We start from the raw sequence: 25,611 nt of genomic DNA on the forward strand, positions 1-25,611 counted from the left end.
CGTGACTGTGCCGGCTATCCGGATACTACGTGAAGTCGATCGTTCTGCTGGGATCGCCACCGTGGCGACGACCTCGAATTCACGATCGGCTTCGCACTCAGTTCCAGGGAGCGAACCCAGGATCGACTTGTCGCTCGTTCGTCTCGATGGCGTCGATGGCGTTGATCTCGTCGGCCGAAAGCTCGAGCGAGAGCGATCCCCAGTTATCGCGGATGTGCGCTTCGGACGTCGCTTTCGGAATCGCGATGACGCCTTTCTCGCGGAGCCACGCCAGACTCACCCGGGCCTCGCTGACGCCGTGATCGGCGGCGATCTCCTGGAGCACTGGCTCGTCGAAGACCGCGCCGCGGGCGAGCGGGGAGTACGCGACGACTTCGATGTCGTGGGCCGCACACGCCTCCCGAACGTCGTCCTGTGGGAGCAGCGGATGGAGTTCTATCTGATTGGCGAGGATCGGAACGTCGCTGACCGCGGTGGCCTCCGCTACCTGTTCGGGGAGGAAGTTGCTCACGCCGACATTCTCGATCAGCCCCTCCTCGTGGAGTTCCGTGAACGCTTCCAGCGTCTCCTCGGGATCGTACGTCCGCGCGGGCCAGTGGACGTACAGCACGTCGACATACTCCACGCCGAGGCGATCGAGGCTCTCGCGAGCCGTCTTGAGGACGTCCTCGCGGGCCAGATTCGAGATCCAGATCTTCGTCGCGAGGACGACGTCCCCGCGGTCGACGTCGGCCCGTTCGATCCCCTCGCCGACGGCCGCTTCGTTGTCGTAAATTTGTGCGGTGTCGATATGACGGTACCCCATCTCGAGGGCCGTTCGGACGCTCTCGACACACTGGCCGGGGTCCTCGTTCTGCCAGGTTCCGAGCCCGAGCATCGGTATGTCGCTCGCGGTCGGAGCCGATTCCGGTGCGTTCCCGTCGGTGTCGTCGGTTACCATATGCGAGCGAACGGACAGCGCGGGAAAATGGGTTTGGGTTGCGGGTGAGGAAGCGGGGTTCGAAGTCACCGTCGAGAACTCGAGAGGCGCTTCGGCGTGGGTCAGTACTTCGGCTCGGCACCGGTGATCTCGTACACCTGCTCGAGGACGCCGTCACGCTCGCTTTGCCATGCGCTGAAGTGGTCGGGCGAGGCGGGATAGCTGTCGTAGACGTCCTTGATCGAGCCGGCGGCGTTTTGAACCTTGTAGAGCTCATAGAGGACGTCCCAATGACCGAACGTCTTGGCGAGGGTCTTGAGTTTGAGCCCGAGTCCCATGTCGGCCGTTCCCTTCTTTCCGATCGCGTCGACGAGTTGCTGACCGGGTAACGCGGTGATGATCGAGACGAGTTCGTCGAGTTCGTGAGCGGTGCCGAAGATGTTGTAGAGATCCATCGCGGCGAAGCGCTTGCCGAAGTCGGTCTGGACCCGCTGATTGTACTCCCACAGCGCCGCCTCGCTCAGGTCGCCGTCCGAAATCGCGTCGATCGCGACCTGTGCCGCCCAGTGACCGGCTTTCGCCGCACCGGGGATTCCCCCGCCGGTACAGGGGTTGACGTGTCCGGCGGCGTCGCCGACGGCCACGTACCCGGCGTGGACGGCCGAATCGTACGGCCGGCGAGTTGGAAGCGCCGCGCCGAGTTTGTTCTTGACCGTCGCGCCCGCGAACTCCGACCGGTTCGCGATGTCGTCTTTGAGCACGTCGACGAGTTCGACCGGTTCCTGGGTCATCTGAAAGCCGAGCCCGGCGTTGATCTCCGTCGACGAGCGTGGGAAATACCAGAGGTAGCCGAGCTCTTTCGTCGGCTTGAACACGAGTGCGTCGTCCCACTCGACCGGATCGGGGACCTCGAGCACCTCGCGGTAGGCCGAACAGAACTGGGAGTAGTTGACGTTCGTATCGAACGTCGACGAGGAGAAGTCGGCTTTATCCTGCAGAACGGAGAGTGACCCAGCGGCGTCGACGACGACGTCGGCCTCGTACTCGAGGGGATCGCCGTCGCGAACAGCGGTGACGCCGGTTACCGTCCCGTTGGGCTGGACGACGTCGTTGACGACCGTCTCGTAGTGGATTTCTGCGCCCGCACGGTCCGTCTCGTCGAGCAACACCTGTCCGTACGCAAGCCGATCGACGACCGCGCCGGTCTGGCCGAAGGGGATCTCGAGGGATTCGCCACTTTTGGGGTTCTCGAATATTCCGCGGCGAATGCTCCGGTTCGTGAAGGACTCGTCTTTGATCCGCTCTCTGTCGACGACGTCGGGGAACGAACTTTTTCCCTTGATTCCGTCGCCACAGGCGATCTTCCCGGCTTCCGCCGCTGTCTTTCGCTCGAGGAGGGCAACGTCGAGGCCGGCTCGGGCGGCGGTCGCCGCGGCGAAACAGCCGCCGGTGCCGCCGCCGACGACGACCATATCGTACGACGCAGTGGACGCAGGCATCTCTGTTCATCGTGGACGGTTCGGAGAATAAAAAACACGTGGAAGTTGTTCTGATGCCGATACGACGACGGATTTCGTTCGGGACGGCGAATCTCGTCCTCGTCGGGAAACGGTTTGTGCGTTACTGATACATCCGGAGCGGCTGGGCCTGCGTGCTCTCGTCCTGGCCGATCGCCTGCATCTGCTGGGCGAGCTGTTCGCGTTTCTGTCGGATCTCCTCGGCGCGGTCGACGAGATCCCGGACGTCGATCGAGAGGTCGGCGATCGGTGCGATGGCGTCCTCGAGCAGAACGCTTGCTGCCTCGGGGTCGGGAAACTGCGGGCTACACTCGACGACGAGGCCGAGACTATCGGCGTCTCGTTGGGCCGCCCGATTGATGAGCGCACCCGTCGGACCCGTGATGACGCCGTCTTCGGACGGGGCCGGGATTTCGTGGCGCTCGAGCGTCTCCCCGGTTTCGCCGGTCGCGACGCCGTAGATCTCGGGTCGGTCCTCGTCACGTTCGGCCGGCAGGCCGCTCAGATAGATCGGCGTCGCCCCCTGGTCTCCGATCCAGGCACTTACGCACTCGGCGACGCTTTCGACCGCCTGTGAGGCGATCGGGGCGTCGCTCTGGAGCGCGAGGAGGTTGTGTTCCTCGCTGACGTAGATTCGGACTGGCGGCCGCACGGTTCGATTGCCGCTCCGATAGACGCCGATTCGGGGAAGTCCCTCACAGTGGACGCTCGCGTGATACGCCATCTCGAGTTCGTCGATCAGGTGGTCGGTCGCGATCTTGCCGACGAGGCCGACACCCGGGAACCCCTCGACCAACATCGGGTCCTCGAGGGCGACGTCCGGTCCCTGTATGCAGATCCGTGCCATACTCGAGGAAAGCGTGGGAACCAGTATAAAGGCGAGGGCGGAACACAACGGATTCGACACGGCGTCGAGTGCCGTCGACTCGGAGCGCATCGGTACGGCGCTCGTCACGCTGGAGTGGTTCGAAACTCACAAACGCAGGGTGGCCGAATCACGAGTCGATGGAGCCACTCGAGCGGTATCGGCCGATCGTCGACGAGTTCGAGGCGTTTCTCGCGGCCTGCAAGCGCCCCCTCGGAAACGCGGTCCGCGTAAACACGATCAAAGCGTCCGTCGATCGGGCGACCACCGCACTCGAGGAGGAAGGCGTCGAATTCGAGCAGGCGTCGTGGAACCCCCGCGTGTTGGGCCTCGAGACCGACTCGCCCGGCTCGACGTGGGCCTCCTTTCACGGCTTTACGCACGGACAGGAGGAGGTGTCGGCCGTCCCGCCGGTCGTTCTCGACCCCGAGCCCGGCGAACGCGTCTGGGACTGTTGTGCTGCCCCGGGCGGGAAGGCGACCCAGATCGCCGCACTGATGGACGACCGAGGAACCGTCGTCGCCAACGACAACAACCTCGGGCGGATCTCCGCGCTGCGGTTCAACGCTGAGCGACTGGGGGCGACGAGTCTCGCGGTGACGAACGACGACGCCCGCAACTACTCGCTGAAGCGCTTTTCGTTCGACTCGTTCGACCGAGCGCTCGTCGATGCTCCCTGTTCCTGTGAGGGAACGATTCGGAAGAACCCCGACGCGCTGGACAACTGGTCCGAAGACCACATTCACTCAGTTGCGGGAATCCAGAAGGGGATCCTTCGACGAGCGATCCAGACCACCCGCGAAGGTGGGACCGTCGTCTACTCGACCTGTACGTTCGCCCCCGAGGAGAACGAGGCGGTCGTTCAACACGCCATAGAGAACGAGTCCTGTCGCGTCGCCGACTTCGATCTCGACCTCGAGCACTCGCCTGGAGTGACCGTGTGGAACGGCGACGAGTTCGATCCGTCGCTCGAGCGAACTGCCCGAATCTACCCACACCAGAACGACACCGGCGGCTTCTTCGTCGCGAAACTGGAGGTGACCGGCTGATGGTCGACGACACCGACGCCGACGGAGCGTCCGAAGACGGGAGCGGGGGCCTCGAGTCGAACGACGGCCAGCGCTTCGACCGCCTGCCCGCAACCGAGGCGGAGCGGACCGTCGAGGGACGAGTCAGCCGAGCGGCGGTCCTCGAGTACTTCGAGGATCGGTTCGCAATCCCGCCAGAAACCTTCGAGGACTACACGTTCTGGGAGAAAGGAGCCGGAAAGATCTGGATCTACGCCGGGGAGTCCCCGACGCGGCTCGAGATCGAGGCGATCGGGATGACCTGCCTGCGAACCCGCCAGGAACACTGGAAACCGACCACCGACTTCGCCCAGCGCTTCGGACACCACGCGAGCGCGTGCGTGATCGATCTCGAGCGCGAGGCGGCACGGCGGTTCACCGCCGGCGAGGACCAGGAACTCGCGTGGGACGGCGACTGGGGATACCTGATCGCCGCCCACGAGATCGGGGGTTCGCGCGAGCCGCTCGGGATCGGTCTCTACGTCCACGGCGAACTGCGCTCGATGGTACCGAAGGGGCGCCAGCGAGACATCTCTCGCGACTGACAGGGGTTAACGGAGACGTGTTCGTGTTCCTGCGACGGGTCGAAACACAGCCACGATAGACGGTGGCGATACCGTCGGTTGACGACGATACTCCCGATGAGCGTATCGACACGGCCGCGAAACGGCGACGGCACAGACATATGTGTCCATCGTCCCTAGGAAGTTGCGATGACACCTGGGTCCTCGACTACTCTCTACAAATCCCCGCGCACGGACGTCTCACAGAATCAGGGCTCGTTCAGGATACATTTCAACTTTCCTGGACGGAATCATCCTGATCACGACGATCACGGATACGGCCCGCTCGCGGCCGTCGTCGAGTCGTTTATGGACCCTGACACACTGATCTCGATGCACCCACATCGGAACGACGAGATCGTCTCCTGGGTTCCCGCAGGCGTAATGCGTCACGACGACCGGCAGGGAAACGCGGTGATTACGGATTCGGATCACCTGCTGGTGATGAACTCGGGCCACGGATTCTGGCACGAAGAACGGACGCTCGCCGACGATCCGCCGTTGCGAATGCTACAGATTTTCGTTCGACCACACAGCCTCGATCTCGAGCCTACCATCCAACACGGTCCCATCCCGGAGCCGGCCACAAACGAGTGGCGCTCCCTCTTTGGACCCGAGGGATCGGACGCACCGTTTTCGGTTCGAAATGAGGTGGAGTTCTACGATATCCGCCTCGAGGACGGAGCGAGCGCCAGGCTTCCCGACATCACAGGCTGGGACGGCTACTTCTACGTCTTCGAGGGGGCACTCGAGGCCGGGAACGTTCGGTTCGATGAAGCGGAAAGCGGGCTAGTGGTCGGAGAAACGGACGTGACGATCACGGCACTGGAAGAGACGGTGGCGGTCGCGTTCCTCGTCGACCGCGACGCGACGATAACGCGTCAGGGGACCATCGGTAGGTGACCTGTATCGATTGCGATCTCCACTCCAAGAGCCGATCGCTGCCGATCCGGGATCACCGCGGGTGCTGGCGAACGTGCGTTTCCTCCCCCTCGAGGAACCGCTTCGTCCAGTTGTCGAACGCGGACTTTCGCTCGAGGAAGACGCCGTGTTTGGCCCCTCGAAACATCGCGAGCTGGGCGTCGGGGAGTCCGGAATGCGTTTCACGAAGGATCTCCTCGGGGAAGAACGGGTCGTCGTCGGCGCCGATGACCAGGGTACGGGGATCGATCTCCGCGAGTCGGTCGGAGCCGTCGTACGCGAGGACCGCGTCGATGGAGACGACGACGTCACTGGGGGTAGCGGGTTCGGGCGGCCGGAGGCGGCCAAGCGTTCGTGAGTACGCAGGGTAGAGTCGGCGACGCGCACCCGTGAACATCGCCTCGTGGAGCTGACACTGGATATCGATCCACTCGCCGTCGAGTGCGTGCCCGCGCATCTCCCGCCCCATCGGCCGACTGCTCGCCGAGAGACGACAGCCCGAGACCGCGACGATGAGACGCTCGAGTAAGTCGGGACGGATTCGGGCGAGTTCCTGGGCGATCAGTCCGCCCATCGAGATACCCAACACCGACGCGGAGCCGACGTGGGTCTCGAGAACGCGCGCGTAGTCACGGGCCATCGTCTCGATGGTCTGGTCCTCCGACAGTCCGCGGGGTCGGCTCACGACGTACACCGTGTACTCGTCCGTGAAGTGGCCAAATCCTCGCCAGGCGAGCACCGCGCCGGTCGAGCCGTACTCGCCGTCGAACATCGCGTCGCCGAGACCCGGAATCACGAGCAGGGCTTTCGGCCCGTCGCCGATGCGAACGTACGGGTACGTCTGGTCTAGCCACCCGGTTTCGGGAGTGATCGAAGAGAACATCGCTCTCTCGGGGTCTTCGACGCGACGGGACAAAACGATTGCACGTGCCGGTCGCACAGACGATTCACGCGGCGGTGCCCTCGGAGCCGACGGAAGCGGTTATCGCTCGACGACTGTACCTCCCGCGAGTCCCTCCCACTCCACGCGATAGCCGAGTTCGGAGAGGATCGCACTCGAGTCGCTCGCGCCGTAGCTCTCGAGGACGGCTTCGGCGTCCGAGAGCGCCACGCCGGCGTCGATCTCCTCGCCGACGGCCTTGAGCGTCGCCGGTCGGAGCAACGTCCGTCCGACCCGTTCGTGTTCCGGAAACGCGACCGCCTCGAGGGCGTCCTCGCTGACGCCGTGCTCGTCGGCGACCGTCTCGAGCGTGACGACGTCCGCGTCGGGGCGAATCTGGTCGGGAAGGTCGGCGGCGCTCTCGGCGACGAGTTGCCGTTCGTACTCTCGGAGGACGTCCGCGACGTCTTTTACCCTGACCGTTCCCGAGTAGGGAATCGCCCGGAAGTCCCGCGCGGCGATCTCCTCGCCGACGCCGAGCGATTCGTCGACGGCGACGATCAGCTCGACGTCCTCGAGCCCCTCGAGCTGGGCGAGTTTCTTCTCGACGTACTCGGGCGTCCAAAAGCCCATGATCTCGAGGAAGACCCGGAACCCGCCGTGGCGGTAGTCGAACGCGAAGTCCGGGATCATCACCCGCGTTCCCGTCGCGAGGGGCTCGGGTTCGCGAACGAGGTCCCACTCGAGGTCGAGCGTCGAGACGCGGGCGGCGAACTCTGCCTCGACGCTGCTGTCGAACTCGACGTCGGCGACGGGATCGGCGTCGGGGACCTCGATCGGGTCCTCGTGAGAGAGCGAGAGGCGTCTGTCGGTGCCGCGGTCGTCGATCGTCGCCTCGAGGAACCACTCGTCGGCGTTCGCGATCGACCGCAAGAGCCGGGCGAACCGGGTTCCGTACCGCCGTGTGGCCCGAAAGAGGTGTGTGGGTCCAGTGACGACGACCTCGCGGTCGCTCGCCAGGTCGGCGGCCCCACCGTGGAGTGTGTCGGTCGTCTCGCCGTCCGGTACGTGAATGTCGTACATCAGCCGCAACCGTTTGACCGCCGTAACCAGTGCCTTCGGATCGCTCGAGCGAACTCGAAGTTCGGTCGCGTCGAACAGCGCGGTCTGTGCGAGCGAGAGGTTGTACTGGGCGATCAGGTCGTCGGGATTCCAGCGAGCGTCGATCGCCGTCAGGACCTGCCGTTCCTCGAGGTCGGCGTACAGCGACCGCTCGAGGTCAGTGTTCGAACACGCGAGCGAGTCGGCGGCGTCCGCGAGCGCGGCCGACCTGTCGTCGTCGGTCACGACGCCGACCGCCTCTGCGGCCTCGAACGCGGCCCGGCGCGCTCGCTCCGGCTCGATCGGCGCTTCGGTCTCGAACGTCGCGTCGCGCTCGAGCAGCGCCGCGAACCCGCGAACGAGTTTGAAGTCGGGGGCGTCGGCTTCCAGATCGGCGAGGGCGTCCTCGAGGTCGCCACGCGTCTCGCCGGCGTGGCCCTGATAGGTCCCGACGACGCGGGCGGCCAGCGGGCGGTGCTCCCGCTTAGCGAACTGGGGGTGGTACCCCCCGCCGGCCCTCGAGACGCGCAACAGGTCCTTGGTCAGCATCCATCCCGAGTTCGGGACCGGGCGGCAAAAACGGTCCGTTCCGGTACGAACGAGACCGACCGTCCCGACCAGCTTCTCCGTTATCCGACGCGCCGGTCGAGCCGATGACGATCACGTCTCGCCTCTCGCTCAGTTCTTCGACGACGTTCCCTCGAATCCCTTCTGGGTTGTTCCGCTCGCGTTCGCTCCGCGACGTAGAGTGCGTGCAACTGCGCGTCGTACCGATCCGACACATCGACGGCGCGCTCGACAGCCACCGTCGCGGTGTCGCTTCCGTCGGTCGACAGGGGGAGTCTGTCGGACACGACTGGTCCTCAGGGTTGATACGTGTCAGTATCCGCTGATACTGACTGCTGTAAGTCCGTACCGGGGCAACCGCGCCTCGCCTTGCGGTTGCCCCGGTAAATAGTTACAGCAATCCGTATGAGTGTAGCAACTGTGCCGGAGTATCGATACAGCCTAGTCGATCCGGTGCCACAACGGAGTCGATTCAAGTTCCTGGAGAGCCGAGTCGAGTTCCGATCGGATCGCGCCGTAAAACCGTTCTCGCCCGACGGGCGTCCGAACGCGGATGAGGGCGGTTTCACTCGTCACCGCGAACAGGGACAATCGCCACTTCCGGCCCTCGTGGGTCCACGTACCGAGAAGCGTCGCTTCCTCGTCCTGTACGGAACGTGACCCCAACTCCCAGCTCAATCGGGTCGAGTACTGCAGTGAAAATGGCACGACACCAGGGAGCGTGCCGACACGATCGCCCTCCTCCCGGCTGTTATGGACTGCCATACCAGGAAATTGCGGTCGGTCAGTAAAAATGCACTCATTCTCGAGAGGGCTGACTCCCTTTCCAGTTCTCGGAGGGATGACTTCCCGTCCAGTACCGACTGTGACGACGGCCCTGCGAAACAGTGGGTCCTCGGTCACTGCCAGAAAACGCGCCGCGGTTATCGGTATCCCCGGCTACGAAACGGGGCGGCTATCGCACAGTCTACGTTTTTCCTGGTCCGCGTCGAACGTAGTTTACTGCCACTCGACCGGTCCACTGCAGTACTCTCATACTGACTGCTGTAAGTCCGTACCGGGGCAACCGCGCCTCGCCTTGCGGTTGCCCCGGTAAATAGTTACAGCAATCCGTATCATACCCACGCAGGAACCCGATTCATGGACGACGAATTCCTCCCAATAGACGCGTACGGCATCGTTGGCAACGACGACCGTTGTGCCCTCGTCGGTCGTGACGGATCGATCGACTGGTGTTGTTTCCCCCACCTCGAGTCACCGAGCGTGTTCGCGGCGATCCTCGATCCCGAAGACGGTGGTCGATTCGCCGTCCGTCCCACCGGGCAGTACGACGCGAGCCACGAGTACGTCGATCGAACGAACGTACTCGAGACGACGTTCGAGACGGACGACGGCACGGCGACGGTGACCGATTTCATGCCAGTTACCGGGGCCGAGGCGCTCCGTGATCCGAACGACGACGAACTCGAGCGCGAGGGCGACTCCGCCGACGAGCAGGCACAGCAAGCGATCTACCGCAACGTCACCGGCGTCTCCGGCTCCCTCGACCTGGACGTCGTGTTCGAGCCACGGTTTGACTACGCACGGTCTCCGATCGCTCTCGAGTGCGACGAGAACGGCGACGTCGTCGCGCTCGAGGAGCGGGAGAGATCGGAAAGCGACCACGGGGAAGTCGCCCCTGAGAACGACCGAACCCACGACCACGAACCGGGGTCGCTCTATCTCCACACCGACGTCGACCTCGAGATCGACGCGGACGAGGACATCGCGTCGACGACGCTGACGATCCACGAGGGCGATTCACGCTGGCTCTGCCTCCAGTACGGCGGGGCGAACCGTCGCTCTGACGACGAGTATGCTGACCTCCTCGACGAGACCGTCGAGTACTGGCGAGCGTGGCTCGAAAGCTGTGAGCAAGCGGCGACTGACATCTTTGACTTCGAGGAGGAGTGGCGGGACGTCCTCGTCAGATCGGCACTCGTGCTCAAGGTGTTGATCCACGACGAGACCGGGTCAATCCCCGCCGCGCCGACGACGTCGCTGCCCGAGGAGATCGGCGGAGAACTCAACTGGGATTACCGGTTCAACTGGATTCGCGACGCGAAGTTCACCATTCAGGCGCTTCACAGCGTCGGCCAGTCGACGGAAGCCCGCCGCTACTTCGAGTGGTTCCGGGAGATCGGCCACGAAACGCCCGCGGATATCCAGCCGCTGTACGACCTCCACGGGGGAACGGATCTCGAGGAGGAGTACCTCGAGCATCTCTCCGGCTACCGCGAGTCGACGCCGGTCCGAATCGGTAACGCAGCCGCGGGACAGGAACAACTCGACATCTACGGAACGATCGTTCAGGGTATCTACGAAACCGTTCGGTACGAGGACGGCCTCTCCGAGTACGACTGGGAGTCGATCCGCGCGCTCGCGAACTACGTCTGTGACCACTGGGACGAGCAAGGGAAGGGGATCTGGGAGTTTCGCGACCTCCACAAACACTTCGTTCACTCGAAGCTGCTGTGCTGGGTGGCACTCGACCGCGCGCTCCGGTTGGCCGACGAGTACGACCGCGAGGGGCCGTCCGACCGGTGGAAACGCGAACGCGAGAACGTCCGGAACGCGATCGAAGAACGCGGATACGACGAGGAACGCGAGAGCTTCGTCCAGTACTTCGACGCCGACGGCGCTCTCGACGCGACCGCCCTCCTGATCCCGCTGTACGACTTCTTACCGCCGGAGGACGAGCGCGTCCAGAACACGATCGATACGATCCTCGAGGAGTTGACGACCGACGACGGCCTCGTCTTTCGGTTCGCGGACAGCCCGGCCCGCCCGCGTGAACCCGGCGGGTTCATCATCTGTTCGTGCTGGCTCGTCGACGCGCTGGCGCTCTCCGGCCGCCTCGAGGAGTCGACCGAGATCTTCGAGTCGCTTCTCGAGCACACCTCGTCGCTCGGATTGCTCTCGGAGATGATCCACGAATCGGACGGAACGTTCCTCGGGAACTTCCCGCAGGCGTTCAGCCACATCGGGTTGCTCAACAGCGCGATCTACCTCGCCAGCGCGAGCGACACCGAGAAGTTGCCACCCGAGGAGCTCTCGACCGGTGCCGCGGCACCGCTGTTTCGGCGACACGGCTCCTGATACGGTTTACTGTAAGTCATTTCCGGCGCAACCGCGACCCGTCCTGCGGTTGCGCCGGTAAATCGTTACAGTAATCCGTATGAGTGGTTTGGCAAGCCTGCACTGCTGGGCGAAACGCGATCGTCACGTCAACAGCGTGATGACGACGAACAGCGTCACGACCGAGACGAGCGTAGTGGTGAACACGTTCAGGGAGGCGAACTCCTCGTCGCCCTCGAGCTTTGCGGCGAAGACGTACGTCGAGACGGCGGTCGGGGTCGCGAGCATCACGACCGACGCGACGAACGTCGGCGTGTCGACGGCCAACGTCGAGAAGACGATCCACGCGAGCACCGGCATGCAGACGATTTTCAGCCCGACCACGGTGCCGGTCGCGCCGACGTCGACCGCCGGGACGTCGAACTCGAGGGACGCACCGACACAGAGCAGCGCCAGCGGTAACGCCAGCGAGCCGACGGCGTCGAGACCGGTCGCCGCGGCGGTCGGAAGCGCGACGCCGATAGAGCCGACGCCGAGCCCGACGATCAGCGACAGGAGGACGGGGTTCGTCGCAAGCCCTCGGAGTTCGTCGACGAGATTTGCGTCGGCACTGCTGAACGTCGAGAGGACAACGATCGTCATCGGGACCTGAACGAGCGTCACGACGCCGAGGACGACGCTCGCGACCGCGGTCACCTGCGCGTCGAACGTCGCAGCGACCAGGGGCAAGCCGAGATACCCCAGGTTCGAGTGGTACGACTGGACGATCGCGACGCTCCGGCGACCGTTCGTCTCCTGTCCGCGATGGACGAGCCACGCCAGGCTGGCGGTCGTAAACAGGACGAATAACAATCCGCCGACCAGCGTAACCGACAGTAACTCGCCGATCGCCTGATCGTACGTCGAGACAAAGATGAGCGCCGGGAGCGCTACGTAGTAGGCGACGGCGTTGAGCCGCGCGGTCCGTTTCGCATCGAGGACTCCCGACGATCGTAACCCCGCTCCGATCAGGAGGACGACCAGCAAGGCGAGCAGCCGAGCGAGAACGCCGACGTCAAATCCGATGTCCATGCTCGATCTGAATCGATACGAACGTTTTCGCCGTGTAGTTTTCTATCACGATGTGGTCTCTCACCCGTTTTGGCCCCCAGCCATGGAGACCCGCGACGCGGGAACCGGCAGAACGGGAACCTGCGACGCGGGAACTGCCGACACGGGAACCGCCCGTTCTCCTCGAGCGCGTTCGAGCCACCGCTGCTGTTCCTCGACCATTGTCGACATACCGTTGATCTTTCCCGAGCATGCGATACTCACCGGCGACGGGCCGCGATGCTCTCCTCCGACGTATCCGCGGTGACGACCTCGTACAGCAACGATCGATCCGTCTCCGCGCTCGGCCGGAGGATTCGACCGAGACGCTGGGTAAACTCCCGTTCGCTCCCGCTGCCCGAGAGCACGACGGCGACCGAGGCGTCTGGAACGTCGACGCCCTCGTCGAGGACGTTCGAGGTGGCGATCCGGGTGTAGGTCCCGTCACGAAAGCGCTCGAGGATCTCGCGTCGCTCCGCGGCGGCGGTCTGGTGGGTGATCGTCGGGATCAGGAACCGCTCGCTGACGTCGTACGCGAGGTCGTTGTGGGCGGTGAAGACGATCGTCCGCTCGCCGCGGTGGTCGTCGAGAATCCCCTCGAGTGCCTCGAGTTTGGCCGCGGTCCCGAACACGATCTCCCGGGCGCGCTGGCGCGCGAGCAACGCCTCGCGAGCCTCGGGATCGGTCCCCGAGCGCTTGACGAGTTCCTGGTAGTCCGAGCCACTTTGCATCCGGATGTTCGATTTCGCGAGGTAGTTTGTGAACGTCTCCTGATTTCGCTCGTATGCCTCGCGCTCGTCGGCCGTCAGGTCGACCTCGAGGCGTTTGACGTCGTAGGCGGCGAGGTGGTCGCCCGCGAGGTCGTCGGCGTCGACACGGGAGACGACGGGGCCGACCAGGTCAGCGATCACCTCGTGGGCGTCGTCCGGCCGCTCGAACGTCGCGGTGAGACCCAGTCGCGCGGGCGCGGCGAGCAGCCGTCCGATCTCGCGGTACCCTTCCCCGCCGAGGTGATGAACCTCGTCGAAGACGACGAGGCCGAACCGGTCGCCGATCGAATCGGCTTTCAGGTACGCCGAGTCGTACGTCGAGACCGTGATCGCCTCCCGGCGTTGCTCGCCGCCACCGAAGCGGCCGATCGGCACCCGAAACTCCGTCTCGAGTTCGCGTTCCCACTGCTCGAGGAGGTCGATCGTCGGGACGACGACCAGCGTCGGCACGGAGAGACGCTCGATCGCCGAGAGCGCGATGACGGTCTTTCCGCTCCCCGTCGGCAGTTCGAGGACGCCGGCAGGAGCGCGGCCGACCCCATTTTCGCTGCCGTCGGAACGATCTGCCCATCGATCCGTCTCGAGCCACGCCGACAGCGCCTCACGCTGGTACGAACGCAGTTCGTACGCCGACTCGAGGGGAGGGACCGACTCGAGTGTGAGCACGCGATCCTCGACTGGAACGGCTCGCTCGGCGAGTGCGCTCCGAAGGTCGGCGTAGCGAACCGCTGGGACGCGCCAGCCACCGGATCGGCGATCGCTCGAGAGCGCGGGAACTGTCTCCTCGAGGGCCCGAACGACGGCGGCGTCGCCGCCGATCCGGATCGTTCCGTCTTCGTACCGGAGGTCGATCCCGTCACCGGCGTCGGACGACTGCGACACGGCCGGTACTGAGAACCCGTCGGTCATATACTGTCGGGATTCCCCACCACCCACGACCGGTCGGTTCGGAGCGGACCGAAACCGGTCGTCGGGATCGGGACAGACCGAATCTCGACGGGACCTCAACCCTTTTATTTCCGCTGTTCGTTGATCCGAACATGAGCGAAGACGAGGGCACGAACTCCGCCCAGGGAGCCCCGTCCGAGGAAGAATCGGACGAGGGCGAGTCGACGGTTACCGAAACCGAGGAGACGTCCGAGGGAGACGAGCACGACTCCGAACCGGCATCGGACGCGGCAGAATCGACCGAAGACGAGCCGTCCAATCCGGTGGAAACGACGGAATCGAGCGCCTCCGACGGAACGGGCGCGCCCGACGAGGACCTACAGGAACTCCTCGACCGCGTCACCGAGTACGACGACGAACTCGGCGAGCGGATCACGTCGGTCCTCGAGGATGTCCAGGAACTCTCCTCGACGGTCGACCACCAGCGCGAGGAACTCGAGGATCTCTCCGAGCGCGTCGACGCCCAGGCCGACACGATCGGCGACCTCCAGGACGACCTCGAGAGCCGCGAGCAGGCCCTCGCCGAACGCGAGGACCAACTCGAGGAGTACGAGGCGGAGATCGACGATCTGAAGAGTCGACTCAAGCGCAAGCAGGCCGACTTCCAGAACTACAAGAAGCGGGCGAAAAAACGCCAACAGCAGATCAAAGACCGGGCGACGGAGGATCTCGTCGAACGCCTTATCGGCGTTCGCGACAACTTAAAACGTGCGCTCGGTGAGGAAAGCGACGACGCCGAGGGGCTTCGCGAGGGCGTCGAGATGACCCTGCGGGAGTTCGATCGGGTGCTCGCCGACGAGAACGTCTCCGAGATCGATCCCGAGCCCGGAACCGAGACCGATCCCCAGCGCCACGAGGTCATGATGACCGTCGACAGCGACCAGCCCGAGGGAACGATCGCGGACGTCTACACGCCGGGGTACGAGATGGGCGAGAAGGTCATCCAGAACGCACAGGTGACCGTCTCCAACGGGGAACTCGCGGACGAAACCGAAGCAGGGTCGAACTCGGACGCGGCCGAGGCGGATACGGACGCGGCGGATGCGGGAGAGACCACGGACGACGAGTCGGCGGACTCGAGCGACGACTCGAGTGAGACGGCCGACAACGACGGTGAGGACACGATCGAGCTCGGTGGTGAGGTCGATACCGGCGAAGACGGAAGCGAGGACTCGCCCGAGCGGACGGGCGACGCCTGACCTGCCAGCTCGTCCGAGGGGAAACGGGAACGGACACCCGTCCGAACGGGTCGGGGTAGATGAGACCGGTCCCGCACGATGTCTCGAACGTAACTGTCCGGGGCCCATCCTGTTCCGGAGCTGTGTCAAATTCTGAACGAAACGATGGGTGTTTTACAGCAGCGGCTATACCGACGGTTGGATCGTTTCTGTAACTGGAACTGGTTACGGACACGGCCACAGCTATTTGTACGACGGCTCCCTCGTGGTATCCATGGCGATACAACGACGGGCGTTCGTCGGAGGAATCGGGGCCACGGTCGCAGTCGGTCTTGCCGGGTGCGCCGCACTCGGCGGTGACGAGAGCGGTGATCAACCAACGATCAGCGACGAGACGCTGACGCTCACGACGACGACGAGTACCGACGATACTGGTCTGCTCGACGAGGTCAACGGCTCGTTCCAGGATCGCTACGGCGTCACAGTCGACACCGTCTCACAGGGGACCGGCGCCGCGATCGAAACCGGTCGAAGCGGCGACGCCGACGTTGTGATGGTCCACGCCCGTTCCCAGGAAGACGAGTTCATGAACGACGGTTACGCGATCAACCGGCGAGATCTTATGTTCAACGACTTCGTCGTCGTCGGCGAGCCGGACGATCCTGCCGGGATCGCCGACGAGGACGACGCCGTCGAGGCGTTTATCCAGATTGCCGACTCGGAATCAACGTTCGTCTCGCGCGGGGACAACTCGGGGACGCACACCAAAGAACGCGAGATCTGGGCCAAAGCGGGAGTCGACGACGACTTCGGCGAGTGGTACCTCGAGGCGGGGCAAGGGATGGGTGATGTGCTCATCCAGACCGCCCAACGGGGCGGATACACGCTCACAGATCGCGCCACGTACCTCTCGATGATCGACGAAATCGACCTCGAGATCCACGTCGACGGACCGGTAGAAGACGGGCCGGAGATTCTCGCGAACCCCTACGGCATCTTCGCGATCAACCCTGCCGTTCACGAGAACGCGAACTACGACCTCGCGATGGCGTACATCGGGTTCCTCACGAGCGTCGAGGGGCAGGATATAATCGAAGGGTACACCGTGGGGGGAGAACAGCTGTTCTTCCCGAGAGCGCTCGCCGAGGAACCAAACTACCAGCAGTACGTCCCCGAAGACTGGGACGGTTCAGACCAGTAATCCGAGGACCGATGTCACTCGAGCCAGCGACACTTGCGCCACTGCTCGCCGAGTTCCCCTTCGAGTGGAACTACATCCGAAGTATCGTCCGGGTGTCGCTCTACGTGAGCATCACGGCCGTCGCGTTGAGTACGGCGTTCAGCTTGCCGGTCGCACTCCTTGTCGGCTTTCGAGAGTTTCCCGGCAAGACGCTGCTCGCGTCGATCATCAACACGGGAATGGGGTTTCCGAGCGTCGTCGTCGGACTCGTCGTGCTGTTTGCGGTCTCGAACGAGGGGCCGCTCGGCACGTGGGATCTCGTGTTCACGCCCGAGGCGATGATCCTCTCACAGTTTGCTCTCGCCGCGCCGGTCATCACGGGCGTCAGCCTGGCCGCGGTGAGTAGCGTCGAACAGAACGTCCGCGATGCGGCCTACGCGATGGGCGGGACGAGAGTCGACGTCGCCCTCGTGACGATCAAGGAAGCCAGATACGGTATCGCGACGGCGGTGCTCGCGGGATTCGGCCGAGCGATTAGCGAAGTCGGCTCCGTTCTCATCGTCGGCGGAAATATCGCGAGCGCGGATGGAACGTCGGTTACCCGCACCCTGACGACGGCGATCCAACTCGAGGCGCGACAGGGACGGTTCAGGACGGCGATGATACTCGGTGCGATCCTCGTCGCGCTCGTACTGCTCGTCAACGCGCTCGTCGTTCGTCTCGGGAACGGAGGAGGTGGACGCTACGGATGACGCTCGACACGATCGACGTTCACCACGGCTACGGAACCGAGACGGTGTTCGACGGCGTCTCCCTCTCTGTTCGTCAAGGGGAAGTCCTCGCGATCATCGGGCCGTCAGGTGTCGGAAAGTCGACGCTGCTTCGCTTGCTCGCGCTGTTCGACGCCCCCGACCGGGGATCGGTTAAATACGGGGGCGAACCCGTCTGGCAGATCTCACAGCGACGGCGACTCGAGTACCGCCGGCGAATCGGGATGGTGTTTCAGGAGGCGAGTCTCTTCGACGCGAGCGTTCGGCGCAACGCCGAGTACGGGCTTCGAGTCCGTCAGTCGTGGCCAGACCGGATTCGCCACGAACTCGCGACGCTCGTCGGACGGACGAACGGAACCGGTGATGCGATCGACGCCCTCGACACCGTCGGGCTACGGGAGAAAGCCGATCAGGACGCGTCGTCACTCTCCGGGGGCGAGGCCCAGCGAGTCGCGTTCGCCCGCGCGCTGGCCTACGAACCGGACGTGCTGTTGCTCGACGAGCCGACGTCGGACCTCGATCCGCGAAATACAGCGGTCATCGAAGATGCCGTCCTCGAGGCGAAAAACCGTGGAATCGGCGTCGGAATCGCGACCCACGATATGCACCAGGCCGAGCGAATCGCAGACAGGGTGGCGGTGCTTCTCGAGAACGACGTCATCGAGATCGGGTCGCCCGAAACCGTCTTCGAGAATCCGGCAGACGAACGCACCCGGAAGTTTATCGACGGCGAACTGGTATACTGAGACCGGCAAACCGGTCTGTCGCCACCTCCGTGAGAGAGAAAACCGATGACGATCGAAAAGGAATACAGTACGAAACTGACCGCCGACGGCGTCACGATCGATCGACGCGACGTCGACATGCTCGAGGCGATCGACCAACACGGATCGATGCACAAAGCAGCCGAGGCGCTTGGACGATCCTACGCCCGATTGCAAAACCGGGTCGTCGAGATCGAAGACGCGGTCGGACCGATTACGGAACGACAGCGAGGCGGAAGCGACGGCGGCGGGACAGAACTGACCCGGACTGCCCGCGAGTTACTCAACCAGTACGATCGACACGACGCGGAACTCGACGGCGTCGCACGGGTTACGGAGTCCGTGTTCACGGGAACCGTCGCGGACCGAACCGGGGAACTGGCGACCGTCGCGACGGAGGTCGGGCCGATACTCGCACGGACCCCCGAAGCTGCGACCACTGTACAGATTACTGTCCGCTCCGATGCAGTCGTCCTCACAGATCCGGCGGAAACCCCCAGAACGGATCAGACGAGTCTTCGAAATCGATTTACGGGCGAGGTTAGCCGGCTGGACACGGGTGAGGCGGTCTCGAGAGTGACGATCACTCTCGCCGACGACGTCACGTTGCAAGCGCTCGTCACGAATGCCAGTTCGGACCGGTTGGAAATCGCTCGAGGGGAACCGATTATCGCCTCGTTCAAGGCGACCGCTGCGAGAGCGATCAGTATCGATTGATCCCATCCGAGAACGCGGGGTCACAGCAATATCGACCACGACTGGACCACCGCTCGTCACGGCGGAGAACGCGTCTGTTTTTCCCGGAGAGCGTGTGCGAGTTACGGTCCGGTTGACGAACGTGACGGAAGCGAAGGTACGTCCCCCGTCGAGAAAGTGAAGAATCGAACACGAACGTCTCCGCTTTCTTTCCATCCTGCAAACCACCGTTCGAACCGACCGCAGGATCGAATGGACAGAACGACACTCCGAAACCGTCTCCCACAGCCATCTATTCTATATAGCGATATGGAATTTGCCTGTCTCGTTTCCTCGCGGAGAACAGCCGCCACGAAGACACCTCCACGAAGCTGACAGTTCACTAACCCGAATGGTTTTTCACGACGGGCAGCAGAATCGAGGTCGGCGGATGGGTAAAACGTACTACGACGTACTCGAGGTCGACCCGGATGCGACCGAAGACCAGATTCAGGACGCATACCGTGAACGCGTTCTCGAGACCCATCCCGATCACAACGACGCTCCCGACGCCGCCGAGCAGTTCCAGCGCGTGTCGACGGCCGAGTCGATTCTCACCGACGAGACGGAACGCGCCCGGTACGACCGACTCGAACACGACGCCTACGTTCGACTCGCCGAACACGCGGGTCAGACGACCGCGGACTCGAGCCATGATTCGGACGACGACAGTGGCCCGTCGGGGACTCGGGGCGGGAAAACGGGACGAACCGTCGCCGAATCGGACTCGAGGGGCAAACACAGTACCAGGGCTTCGAGTGGTCGACAGACGAGCGGTTCCTCGAGCAACCGATACGCTACCAGCGGGACGAGCAGACGACACGCCAGCGGGACGTCGGTTGGCGGACGCGACTCGAGTCATCACGCTCGCCAGCGGTGGCGACGCCAGCGGGAGAAAGCACGCCAGACGTCGGCCGACCGGTTTACAACCGGTACGAGCGCGGATACCGGTCGAAAGCGAACGGCACGAACGAACACCGATCGAGTGGGTTCGACGCGAGCGACCACCGACGAAACCGGTGGCGCGACGGCTGAGAGCGACGGATCGTCCAGCTTTCGGTACACCGTCAAAGACTGGGACGGCGACGTCGACCTCGAGTGGGACGGCCGATCGATCGAACACTCGACCGCGGTGACGCTCGTCTGTATCTGGCTGCTGTATCCGGTGCTCGTCTACACGAGCGTGACGCCACTGGTTTCGCCGGTGTTCAACGGAATCCTGGTTCTGTGTACGCTCGGAATCGTCGCCTACCTCCTCACCATGCCACGAATCGCGACCGCGCTGTTTGGATCCTGGGCCGTCGTACTCCCGGTCGGATTCGCCGGATTCTCGCTCGTCGATCCACTCTCGCTTCGCGGACTGCTCGCGATCGGATTTGTCTGGATCCCCCTCGGCTACGCGATGGCGCTGTGGTGGGCCCTGCGGCCGTGAACGTGTCAAGGAAAATTCCTGTACTCGATCACTCGGTGACGAGTTCTTCCAGGAGCCGTTCCTCGAGTGCGTCCCGTCGATGGTGGCTCCGTTCGGAGTCGAACGTGACAGAGAGCACCTGCGTTCCGTCGCGTTCGAGCGAGCGGCAGTACGCGTCCACGAAGTCGACGGGATCGACCGGCACGAACTCGAGGTCGTAGAGCGCTGTGAGGTCCTCGAACTCGAGGCCGTGGGGTGTCTTGAACTGCTCCGTAAACGGCGGATCGAACGCCTCGATCGGCAGTTTGTGGAAGATGCCGCCACCGTCGTTGTCAAGGAGGACGATCGTGGCGTCGACGTCACAGCGATCGACCGCGAGCAGACCGTTCGCGTCGTGATAGAACGCGAGGTCGCCGGTCACGAGAACGAGCGGTTCGTCGGTCGCGCTTCCGGCGCCGAGAGCAGTGCTCGTGATCCCGTCGATACCGCTTACACCCCGGTTCCCGATGACGGACAACTTCGAATCGTTCGGACGGCCGAACCGGTCTGCGTCCCGGATCGGCATACTGTTCGAGACGAACACGGTCGCTGGATCCGGTGCGTGCTCGAGAACGGATGCGAGGATCGCTCCCTCGAAGGGATCTTCCGCGAGCGCTTCGTCCGTCGTCGCATCGTCGCGGACCGCCCAGTGTCGACGCTCCGCCTCGGAAACCGTCTCGAGCCAGCCGTCCCGATCGGGATCAGCGCTTCCGTCGGGAGAGTCGGCGAGCTCCGCGAGCAATCGCTCGAAGACCGCATCGGGCGAGGCGACGAGGTGATCTGTCGCGGTGAACGTCGCCTCGCGCCACGCGCCTGCGGGATCGATCAGCGTCTGCGCTGCGTCCGCGTCGCGAAGCGCGTGGCGCAGTGACTTCGACGTCGGAGACGCACCGAACCGGACGACGACGTCGGGTTCGGGAAGCTCCGAGACGTACGCGTCGTAGCCGCCGACGATCGTGGCCGATCCCGTCGAATCGCCCGAATCAGCCACGTGTGGACCGAATCGAAGGCCCGACAGCGGATCCGCGAGAACCGGTGCACCGACCCGCTCGGCGACGGCGACGATCCGGTCGGGATCGAGGGCGCACAGGTCGGCGGGATCAGCCGGTCCGGCGACGATCAGCGGTCGGTCAGCTCCCTCGAGCGCCGTCGCCAGCGATCGGATCGCCTCGTCGCTCGGAACCACTCGCCCCTTTTCCGTCTCGACGAACGCCTTCTCGCGTCCCGATCCGGCGAGCGTCTCCGAGAACGCCTCCGGAACCGAACCCGGGACGTCGATCGGTTCGAGTGGCTTCCGAAACGGACAGTTGAGGTGAACCGGACCCGGGGGGACGCCGACCGTCTGGGCGAGTGCCCGCGCGGCCGTCGTTCTGAGGCTGCGACCCTTCCGCTCGTCCGCTTCGGGTTCGGGCAGGTCGGCGTACCACCGAACGGCGTCACCGTAGAGTTTGACCTGGTCGGCCGTCTGGTTCGCGCCGCTGTCTCGAAGCTCCGGGGGCCGATCGGCGGTGAGCGCGAGCAACGGCACCCTCGCGCGGTCGGCCTCGAGGATGGCAGGATGAAAGTTCGCCGCCGCAGTGCCGGACGTACAGACGAGGGCAGTCGGTTCGCTGGTTCGTCGAGCCCGTCCGAGCGCGAAGTACGCAGCCGACCGTTCGTCGAGGTGCGAGTAGACATCGACGTCGGGATGTTCGGCGAACGCGACGGTCAACGGCGTAGATCGACTCCCAGGCGCGATACAGACCGCCTCGATGCCGCCGCTGGCCAGTTCGTCGACGAGAATCCGGCCCCAGAGAGTCGATCGGTTCGGTGCGGTCATCGGTCGCGAAGCTCGTCGAGGATCGGTCGGAACTTCAGCTCCACTTCCTCCCACTCCTCGTCGGGGTCGCTGTCGGCGACGATGCCGTTGCCGGCGAACAGCGTAGCGGTGTCGCCGCTCGCAACCGCTGATCGAAGGCCGACCGCGAACTCGCCGTCGCCGTCGCCGTCGAACCAGCCGATCGGTGCGGCGTACCAGCCGCGGTCGAACGTTTCCGTCTCGCGAATCGTCTCCCAGGCCCGGTCGGGCGGGACGCCGCCGACGGCCGGCGTCGGGTGAAGCGCTTCGACGAGTTCGAGGACGTGACGGTCGCGCTCGAGCGTCGCCGTGATCGGGGTCTGCAGGTGTTGTATCGTCGCCAGCTTTCGAATGCGACGGTCGTCGATCGTCAACTCGCGTGCGAGGGAGTCGAGTTGCTCGCGGATCGCCCGAACAACGAGGTCGTGTTCGTGCTGGAGTTTCTCGTCGTCGAACATTCGATCCGCGTACTCGTCGTCGGATTCGGGCGTCTCGCCCCGGGGTGCCGAGCCGGCGAGCGCCTCGGTTTCGACGTCCGCGCCGTGTTTCGAGACCAGCCGTTCCGGAGGTGCCCCAAAGAACGTTCCGCCATCACGCTGACCGACCAGAAACCGATAACAGTTGGGATACCGCCGACGGAGGCGCTCGAGCGTCTCCGGAACGTCGACGGGTGCCTCGAGGTCGACCGACAGCGCTTGTGCGAGCACGACTTTGACCAGCCGGTCGTTTTCGATCCGGTCGAGGGCGTGTTCGATCTGTGAGGCCCACGCAGAGGGTGACGTCGTTCTGTGCGTCGAGCCGACCCCGGGGCCGGAGCCGCTCGAGCACATCGTCGGCCCCTCGGTCAACTGGTCGTCCCACCGCTCGAGCACATCGTCGGCGTCGCCCGCCGAGTCCGAGACGACCGTCAACCACACGCCGTCGCGTTCGGTCCGAGTGACGAACGCGCGAGGAACGACGAACGAGGCGGCGTCGAACCCGGTCCACGGCGGCGTCGGCTCGTGGCCGTCGTGAAACGAAAACCCGCCGAACGCTCGGGGACGGGCGACCGCCGGTCCGTCGTACTCGAGCGTGTCGAACACCTGCTCCGCTTGGGCCTGGAGCCGGTCGAATCGATCCGGGCCCGTCGCAGTAATGTGGGTCGCAATTCCCTGTCCGGCGATCTCGAGACCGTCGGGTGCGGCCCACAGGATCCGTGGGAGCTCCGCGTCGTCGACGACGGCGGCGAACGAGACGTCACCGACGGCTCGGCTGCGGGCGACCAGGTCGTTCGCCTGCTCGTCCGGATTCGAATCCGCTGGCGATTCGGCCGTCAGTTGCCCCTCCCCCGACGTACGATCCATCGACCGAGACTCAGGACCGGTCCGTCTTCAGCCTAACTATATCGCTCCTCTCGCCACGGGTTCGCCGTCCGGGAGTAGCCCCGTTTCTCCCAGTAGCCAGGTTCGGCCTCCGTCAGGAACTCGATCCCGTCGACCCACTTGGCACCCTTGTACGCGTACTTGTGGGGGGTGACGACTCGGAGTGGACCCCCGTGTCCCGGCGGTAACGAATCGCCGTCGTACGACCACGCGAACAACACTTCCTCCCGGAGACAGTCCTCGAGTGGCAGATCCGTCGTGTAGCCATCGAGCGCCGAGAACACGACGTGGGTGGCCCGGCCTGATTCGGTTCGGTTCCCCGTGGAATCGCGATCGTTCGGATCGTCGATCACGCCGGCGCGACTCGCGAGTTCGGGAAACGGAACTCCCGTGAACGCGCAGTCGAGTTTGCTCCAGCCGGTGACACAATGAAAATCCTGCGTCTGCGTTTCGGCTGGCAACTCCCGAAACTCCGCCCACGTAAACGACAACTCCTCCTCGACGGCACCGGTCACGGTAAACTCCCAGCTGTCGGGGTCCCAGGAGGGCGTCTCTCCCATCGAGAGCACCGGAAACGTCGATGTCTCGTGTTGTCCCGGTGGAAGACGCTCCTCGCCGAACTCCTGGTAGAGATCGGTTACGTCGGTTTCGCGCATACTCCCCCATCGTAGCCGAACGGACGTAGGTGTGGCGTTCACCCAATACCGAGCCGCCACGACTGGCGTCGGAGACGGCGTCGTGCCGATCGCGAACCGAACGTTCCTGTCCGTCTCTTGGTGGTAATTCGATATTTGGAGGACGGCGTAGCGGTCGAAACGGTTCGAACAGGCCGATCGATCGAACCCAGTCGTGGCCTTTCTCGTGAAACCCTCGCCACCCCTTAGTAGCGTCTCGGCTACTCAAGTAGCGTATGGCGAGTAGACAACAGATGACAGAACAGGACGTATCCACACAGGCAGCCGAAGAGGTCGGCGAACAAGCGATGGGACCGGCGTTTCTCGCATCAGTGGCCTCCGTCGGACTCTCGTGGTATTATTTCTTCGTCCGCGGGGACCGCCAACGAGGACTATTCGTCGGGCTCTGGCCGCCGACTATCCTCGCGTTCGCGAGTTACTTCAATCAGCAAAAGATGAGCCAACAGCTCGAGACGATCACCAAACCGGGGACGTCGATCAAAAACGCGATCGACTCGATGATGGGGAACTCGTAACCGTCGGTCCCGCCGTCGACCGGAGCCCTGAACCGCCGGATTCTGCGGATACTCATACGGACCGTTGTCGTTCGGTACCGGTGATCGATGACCCCGTCCGAGCGATCACCGGTACAACGCGACAACAAGCCGTATCACGTTCACCGTCAGTCCCGATTTTCCGACAGGGGCCCCAATAGCCGTTCTTCTCGACGGAAACCACCTGAGAGGCACACCCGAGGAAAATCCCCGTCAAACCTAAATACCCCCTCGCCGAAAGCCGAATCAGATGCCGAAAGTAGAGATCACTATCCCGGAACACCTCGAGATGCAGATCGCCCAGATGGTCGAGCGCGGCGAGTTCGTCAACCGCGAGGAAGCCATCGAGGATCTGCTCTCGACGGGTATCAAAGCCTACAAGACCAGCGGACCGATGGACGAAGAGGAAGGAACCGGCGGCCCCGGACTCGAGGACGACGGCATGATGGGCCACGACGACGAGTACGTCTTCTGATCTCCTTATAAGCCAAGCGACAGGAGAGGTATCCCGAACGCGATCACCGTACCGACCAGAAAGATAGCGACGCCGACGCCGACGTCCCGCGCGGTGTACTCGCTCATCGGTGCGGTCGTCCGTTCGGCCTCGAGGTCGTGACCGACGTCGGCGGCTGTATCGTCGTCCGTGTGTTCGGTATCGGCTACCATATTCGGCCCTTGCCGACTCGAGACCTTATACTGTTCGCTGCGCGGTCGCCCCTCGGGTCTCAATCGTGCCAGCGACGATCCGAAAACCAGTCGTCGATCCAGAGAGTATTTACTGGCA

Annotated in this window: 24 protein-coding genes; 12 read left to right on the forward strand and 12 right to left on the reverse strand. The window is 64.1% G+C overall.

Annotated features, from left to right (window positions below; translation table 11 throughout):
- Positions 1 to 97: 97 nt before the first annotated feature.
- The 3 genes from GRS80_RS15400 to GRS80_RS15410 form a co-directional block, all read right to left on the reverse strand.
- A complete protein-coding gene (locus GRS80_RS15400; RefSeq protein WP_160048331.1) occupies positions 98 to 940 on the reverse strand; it encodes an aldo/keto reductase in 843 nt (280 codons plus the stop codon).
- Between the two features lie 101 nt (positions 941 to 1,041).
- On the reverse strand, positions 1,042 to 2,418 hold the full coding sequence (locus GRS80_RS15405; protein WP_160048332.1) for a geranylgeranyl reductase family protein: 1,377 nt from the start codon (positions 2,416 to 2,418) through the stop codon (positions 1,042 to 1,044).
- A gap of 121 nt (positions 2,419 to 2,539) precedes the next feature.
- Positions 2,540 to 3,283, reverse strand: a complete 744-nt coding sequence (locus tag GRS80_RS15410; protein ID WP_160048333.1) for a PAC2 family protein — start codon at positions 3,281 to 3,283, stop codon at positions 2,540 to 2,542.
- Between the two features lie 158 nt (positions 3,284 to 3,441).
- Here GRS80_RS15410 and GRS80_RS15415 point away from each other — a divergent pair, with 158 nt between their 5' ends.
- The 3 genes from GRS80_RS15415 to GRS80_RS15425 all read left to right on the forward strand — a co-directional run bounded on the left by GRS80_RS15415 (position 3,442) and on the right by GRS80_RS15425 (position 5,834).
- Positions 3,442 to 4,350 carry an RsmB/NOP family class I SAM-dependent RNA methyltransferase gene (locus GRS80_RS15415; RefSeq protein ID WP_160048334.1) on the forward strand — a complete coding sequence of 303 codons (909 nt, stop codon included), beginning with the start codon at positions 3,442 to 3,444 and terminating at the stop codon, positions 4,348 to 4,350.
- Positions 4,350 to 4,913 carry a hypothetical protein gene (locus tag GRS80_RS15420; RefSeq protein ID WP_160048335.1) on the forward strand — a complete coding sequence of 188 codons (564 nt, stop codon included), beginning with the start codon at positions 4,350 to 4,352 and terminating at the stop codon, positions 4,911 to 4,913. Before GRS80_RS15415 ends, GRS80_RS15420 begins: the two co-directional genes overlap by 1 nt.
- Positions 4,914 to 5,240: 327 nt before the next feature.
- The gene (locus GRS80_RS15425) at positions 5,241 to 5,834 is read left to right on the forward strand and encodes a pirin family protein (protein ID WP_235019770.1); all 594 of its coding nucleotides are present in this window, start codon (positions 5,241 to 5,243) and stop codon (positions 5,832 to 5,834) included.
- A 52-nt stretch (positions 5,835 to 5,886) separates the two neighbouring features.
- Here GRS80_RS15425 and GRS80_RS15430 read toward each other — a convergent pair whose 3' ends face one another.
- From GRS80_RS15430 to GRS80_RS15445, 3 genes are all read right to left on the reverse strand, one after another.
- Complete coding sequence (locus GRS80_RS15430) at positions 5,887 to 6,735, reverse strand: alpha/beta hydrolase (protein WP_160048337.1); 849 nt, start codon at positions 6,733 to 6,735, stop codon at positions 5,887 to 5,889.
- Positions 6,736 to 6,834: 99 nt separating this feature from the next.
- Positions 6,835 to 8,382, reverse strand: coding sequence for a DUF790 family protein (locus tag GRS80_RS15435; protein ID WP_160048338.1), 1,548 nt, complete (start codon positions 8,380 to 8,382; stop codon positions 6,835 to 6,837).
- 459 nt (positions 8,383 to 8,841) lie between these two features.
- Entirely contained in the window at positions 8,842 to 9,165 is a 324-nt protein-coding gene (locus tag GRS80_RS15445) for a hypothetical protein (protein WP_160048340.1), read from the reverse strand.
- A gap of 375 nt (positions 9,166 to 9,540) precedes the next feature.
- On the opposite strand from GRS80_RS15445, the gene GRS80_RS15450 reads away from it, so the two are divergent.
- Positions 9,541 to 11,538 carry a glycoside hydrolase family 15 protein gene (locus tag GRS80_RS15450; RefSeq protein ID WP_160048341.1) on the forward strand — a complete coding sequence of 666 codons (1,998 nt, stop codon included), beginning with the start codon at positions 9,541 to 9,543 and terminating at the stop codon, positions 11,536 to 11,538.
- 123 nt (positions 11,539 to 11,661) lie between these two features.
- Here GRS80_RS15450 and GRS80_RS15455 read toward each other — a convergent pair whose 3' ends face one another.
- The gene (locus tag GRS80_RS15455; RefSeq protein WP_160048342.1) at positions 11,662 to 12,588 is read right to left on the reverse strand and encodes an AEC family transporter; all 927 of its coding nucleotides are present in this window, start codon (positions 12,586 to 12,588) and stop codon (positions 11,662 to 11,664) included.
- 239 nt (positions 12,589 to 12,827) lie between these two features.
- The gene (locus GRS80_RS15460) at positions 12,828 to 14,285 is read right to left on the reverse strand and encodes a DEAD/DEAH box helicase family protein (RefSeq protein WP_160048343.1); all 1,458 of its coding nucleotides are present in this window, start codon (positions 14,283 to 14,285) and stop codon (positions 12,828 to 12,830) included.
- Positions 14,286 to 14,416: 131 nt separating this feature from the next.
- Here GRS80_RS15460 and grpE point away from each other — a divergent pair, with 131 nt between their 5' ends.
- From grpE to GRS80_RS15490, 6 genes are all read left to right on the forward strand, one after another.
- Entirely contained in the window at positions 14,417 to 15,523 is a 1,107-nt protein-coding gene (gene grpE, locus GRS80_RS15465) for a nucleotide exchange factor GrpE (protein ID WP_160048344.1), read from the forward strand.
- 253 nt (positions 15,524 to 15,776) lie between these two features.
- On the forward strand, positions 15,777 to 16,703 hold the full coding sequence (locus GRS80_RS15470) for a substrate-binding domain-containing protein (protein WP_160048345.1): 927 nt from the start codon (positions 15,777 to 15,779) through the stop codon (positions 16,701 to 16,703).
- A gap of 11 nt (positions 16,704 to 16,714) precedes the next feature.
- Positions 16,715 to 17,434 (forward strand): ABC transporter permease, encoded by a 720-nt coding sequence (locus tag GRS80_RS15475; protein WP_160048346.1) that lies wholly within the window; start codon positions 16,715 to 16,717, stop codon positions 17,432 to 17,434.
- Positions 17,431 to 18,198 carry a phosphate ABC transporter ATP-binding protein gene (locus GRS80_RS15480; RefSeq protein ID WP_160048347.1) on the forward strand — a complete coding sequence of 256 codons (768 nt, stop codon included), beginning with the start codon at positions 17,431 to 17,433 and terminating at the stop codon, positions 18,196 to 18,198. The genes GRS80_RS15475 and GRS80_RS15480 overlap by 4 nt, the downstream gene beginning before the upstream one ends.
- Before the next feature lie 45 nt (positions 18,199 to 18,243).
- Entirely contained in the window at positions 18,244 to 18,933 is a 690-nt protein-coding gene (locus tag GRS80_RS15485; RefSeq protein ID WP_160048348.1) for a TOBE domain-containing protein, read from the forward strand.
- A gap of 409 nt (positions 18,934 to 19,342) precedes the next feature.
- Positions 19,343 to 20,383, forward strand: a complete 1,041-nt coding sequence (locus GRS80_RS15490; RefSeq protein WP_160048349.1) for a DnaJ domain-containing protein — start codon at positions 19,343 to 19,345, stop codon at positions 20,381 to 20,383.
- Between the two features lie 28 nt (positions 20,384 to 20,411).
- On the opposite strand, the gene menD is transcribed toward GRS80_RS15490, so the two are convergent.
- Genes menD through GRS80_RS15505 form a run of 3 tightly spaced genes read right to left on the reverse strand, consistent with a single transcriptional unit; the run spans position 20,412 to position 24,255 of the window.
- Positions 20,412 to 22,220, reverse strand: coding sequence for a 2-succinyl-5-enolpyruvyl-6-hydroxy-3-cyclohexene-1-carboxylic-acid synthase (gene menD, locus GRS80_RS15495; RefSeq protein ID WP_160048350.1), 1,809 nt, complete (start codon positions 22,218 to 22,220; stop codon positions 20,412 to 20,414).
- Positions 22,217 to 23,581, reverse strand: a complete 1,365-nt coding sequence (locus tag GRS80_RS15500; RefSeq protein WP_160048351.1) for an isochorismate synthase — start codon at positions 23,579 to 23,581, stop codon at positions 22,217 to 22,219. Before GRS80_RS15500 ends, menD begins: the two co-directional genes overlap by 4 nt.
- Positions 23,582 to 23,613: 32 nt before the next feature.
- On the reverse strand, positions 23,614 to 24,255 hold the full coding sequence (locus tag GRS80_RS15505; RefSeq protein ID WP_160048352.1) for a sulfite oxidase-like oxidoreductase: 642 nt from the start codon (positions 24,253 to 24,255) through the stop codon (positions 23,614 to 23,616).
- A gap of 254 nt (positions 24,256 to 24,509) precedes the next feature.
- On the opposite strand from GRS80_RS15505, the gene GRS80_RS15510 reads away from it, so the two are divergent.
- Positions 24,510 to 24,809, forward strand: a complete 300-nt coding sequence (locus GRS80_RS15510) for a hypothetical protein (protein ID WP_160048353.1) — start codon at positions 24,510 to 24,512, stop codon at positions 24,807 to 24,809.
- 268 nt (positions 24,810 to 25,077) lie between these two features.
- Positions 25,078 to 25,302, forward strand: coding sequence for a ribbon-helix-helix domain-containing protein (locus GRS80_RS15515; protein ID WP_149082343.1), 225 nt, complete (start codon positions 25,078 to 25,080; stop codon positions 25,300 to 25,302).
- Positions 25,303 to 25,307: 5 nt separating this feature from the next.
- Here GRS80_RS15515 and GRS80_RS15520 read toward each other — a convergent pair whose 3' ends face one another.
- The gene (locus tag GRS80_RS15520) at positions 25,308 to 25,493 is read right to left on the reverse strand and encodes a hypothetical protein (protein ID WP_160048354.1); all 186 of its coding nucleotides are present in this window, start codon (positions 25,491 to 25,493) and stop codon (positions 25,308 to 25,310) included.
- Positions 25,494 to 25,611 lie beyond the last annotated feature (118 nt).

Source organism: Natrialba sp. INN-245 (assembly GCF_009807105.1).
GTDB classification, from domain to species: Archaea; Halobacteriota; Halobacteria; order Halobacteriales; family Natrialbaceae; genus Natrarchaeobius; species Natrarchaeobius swarupiae.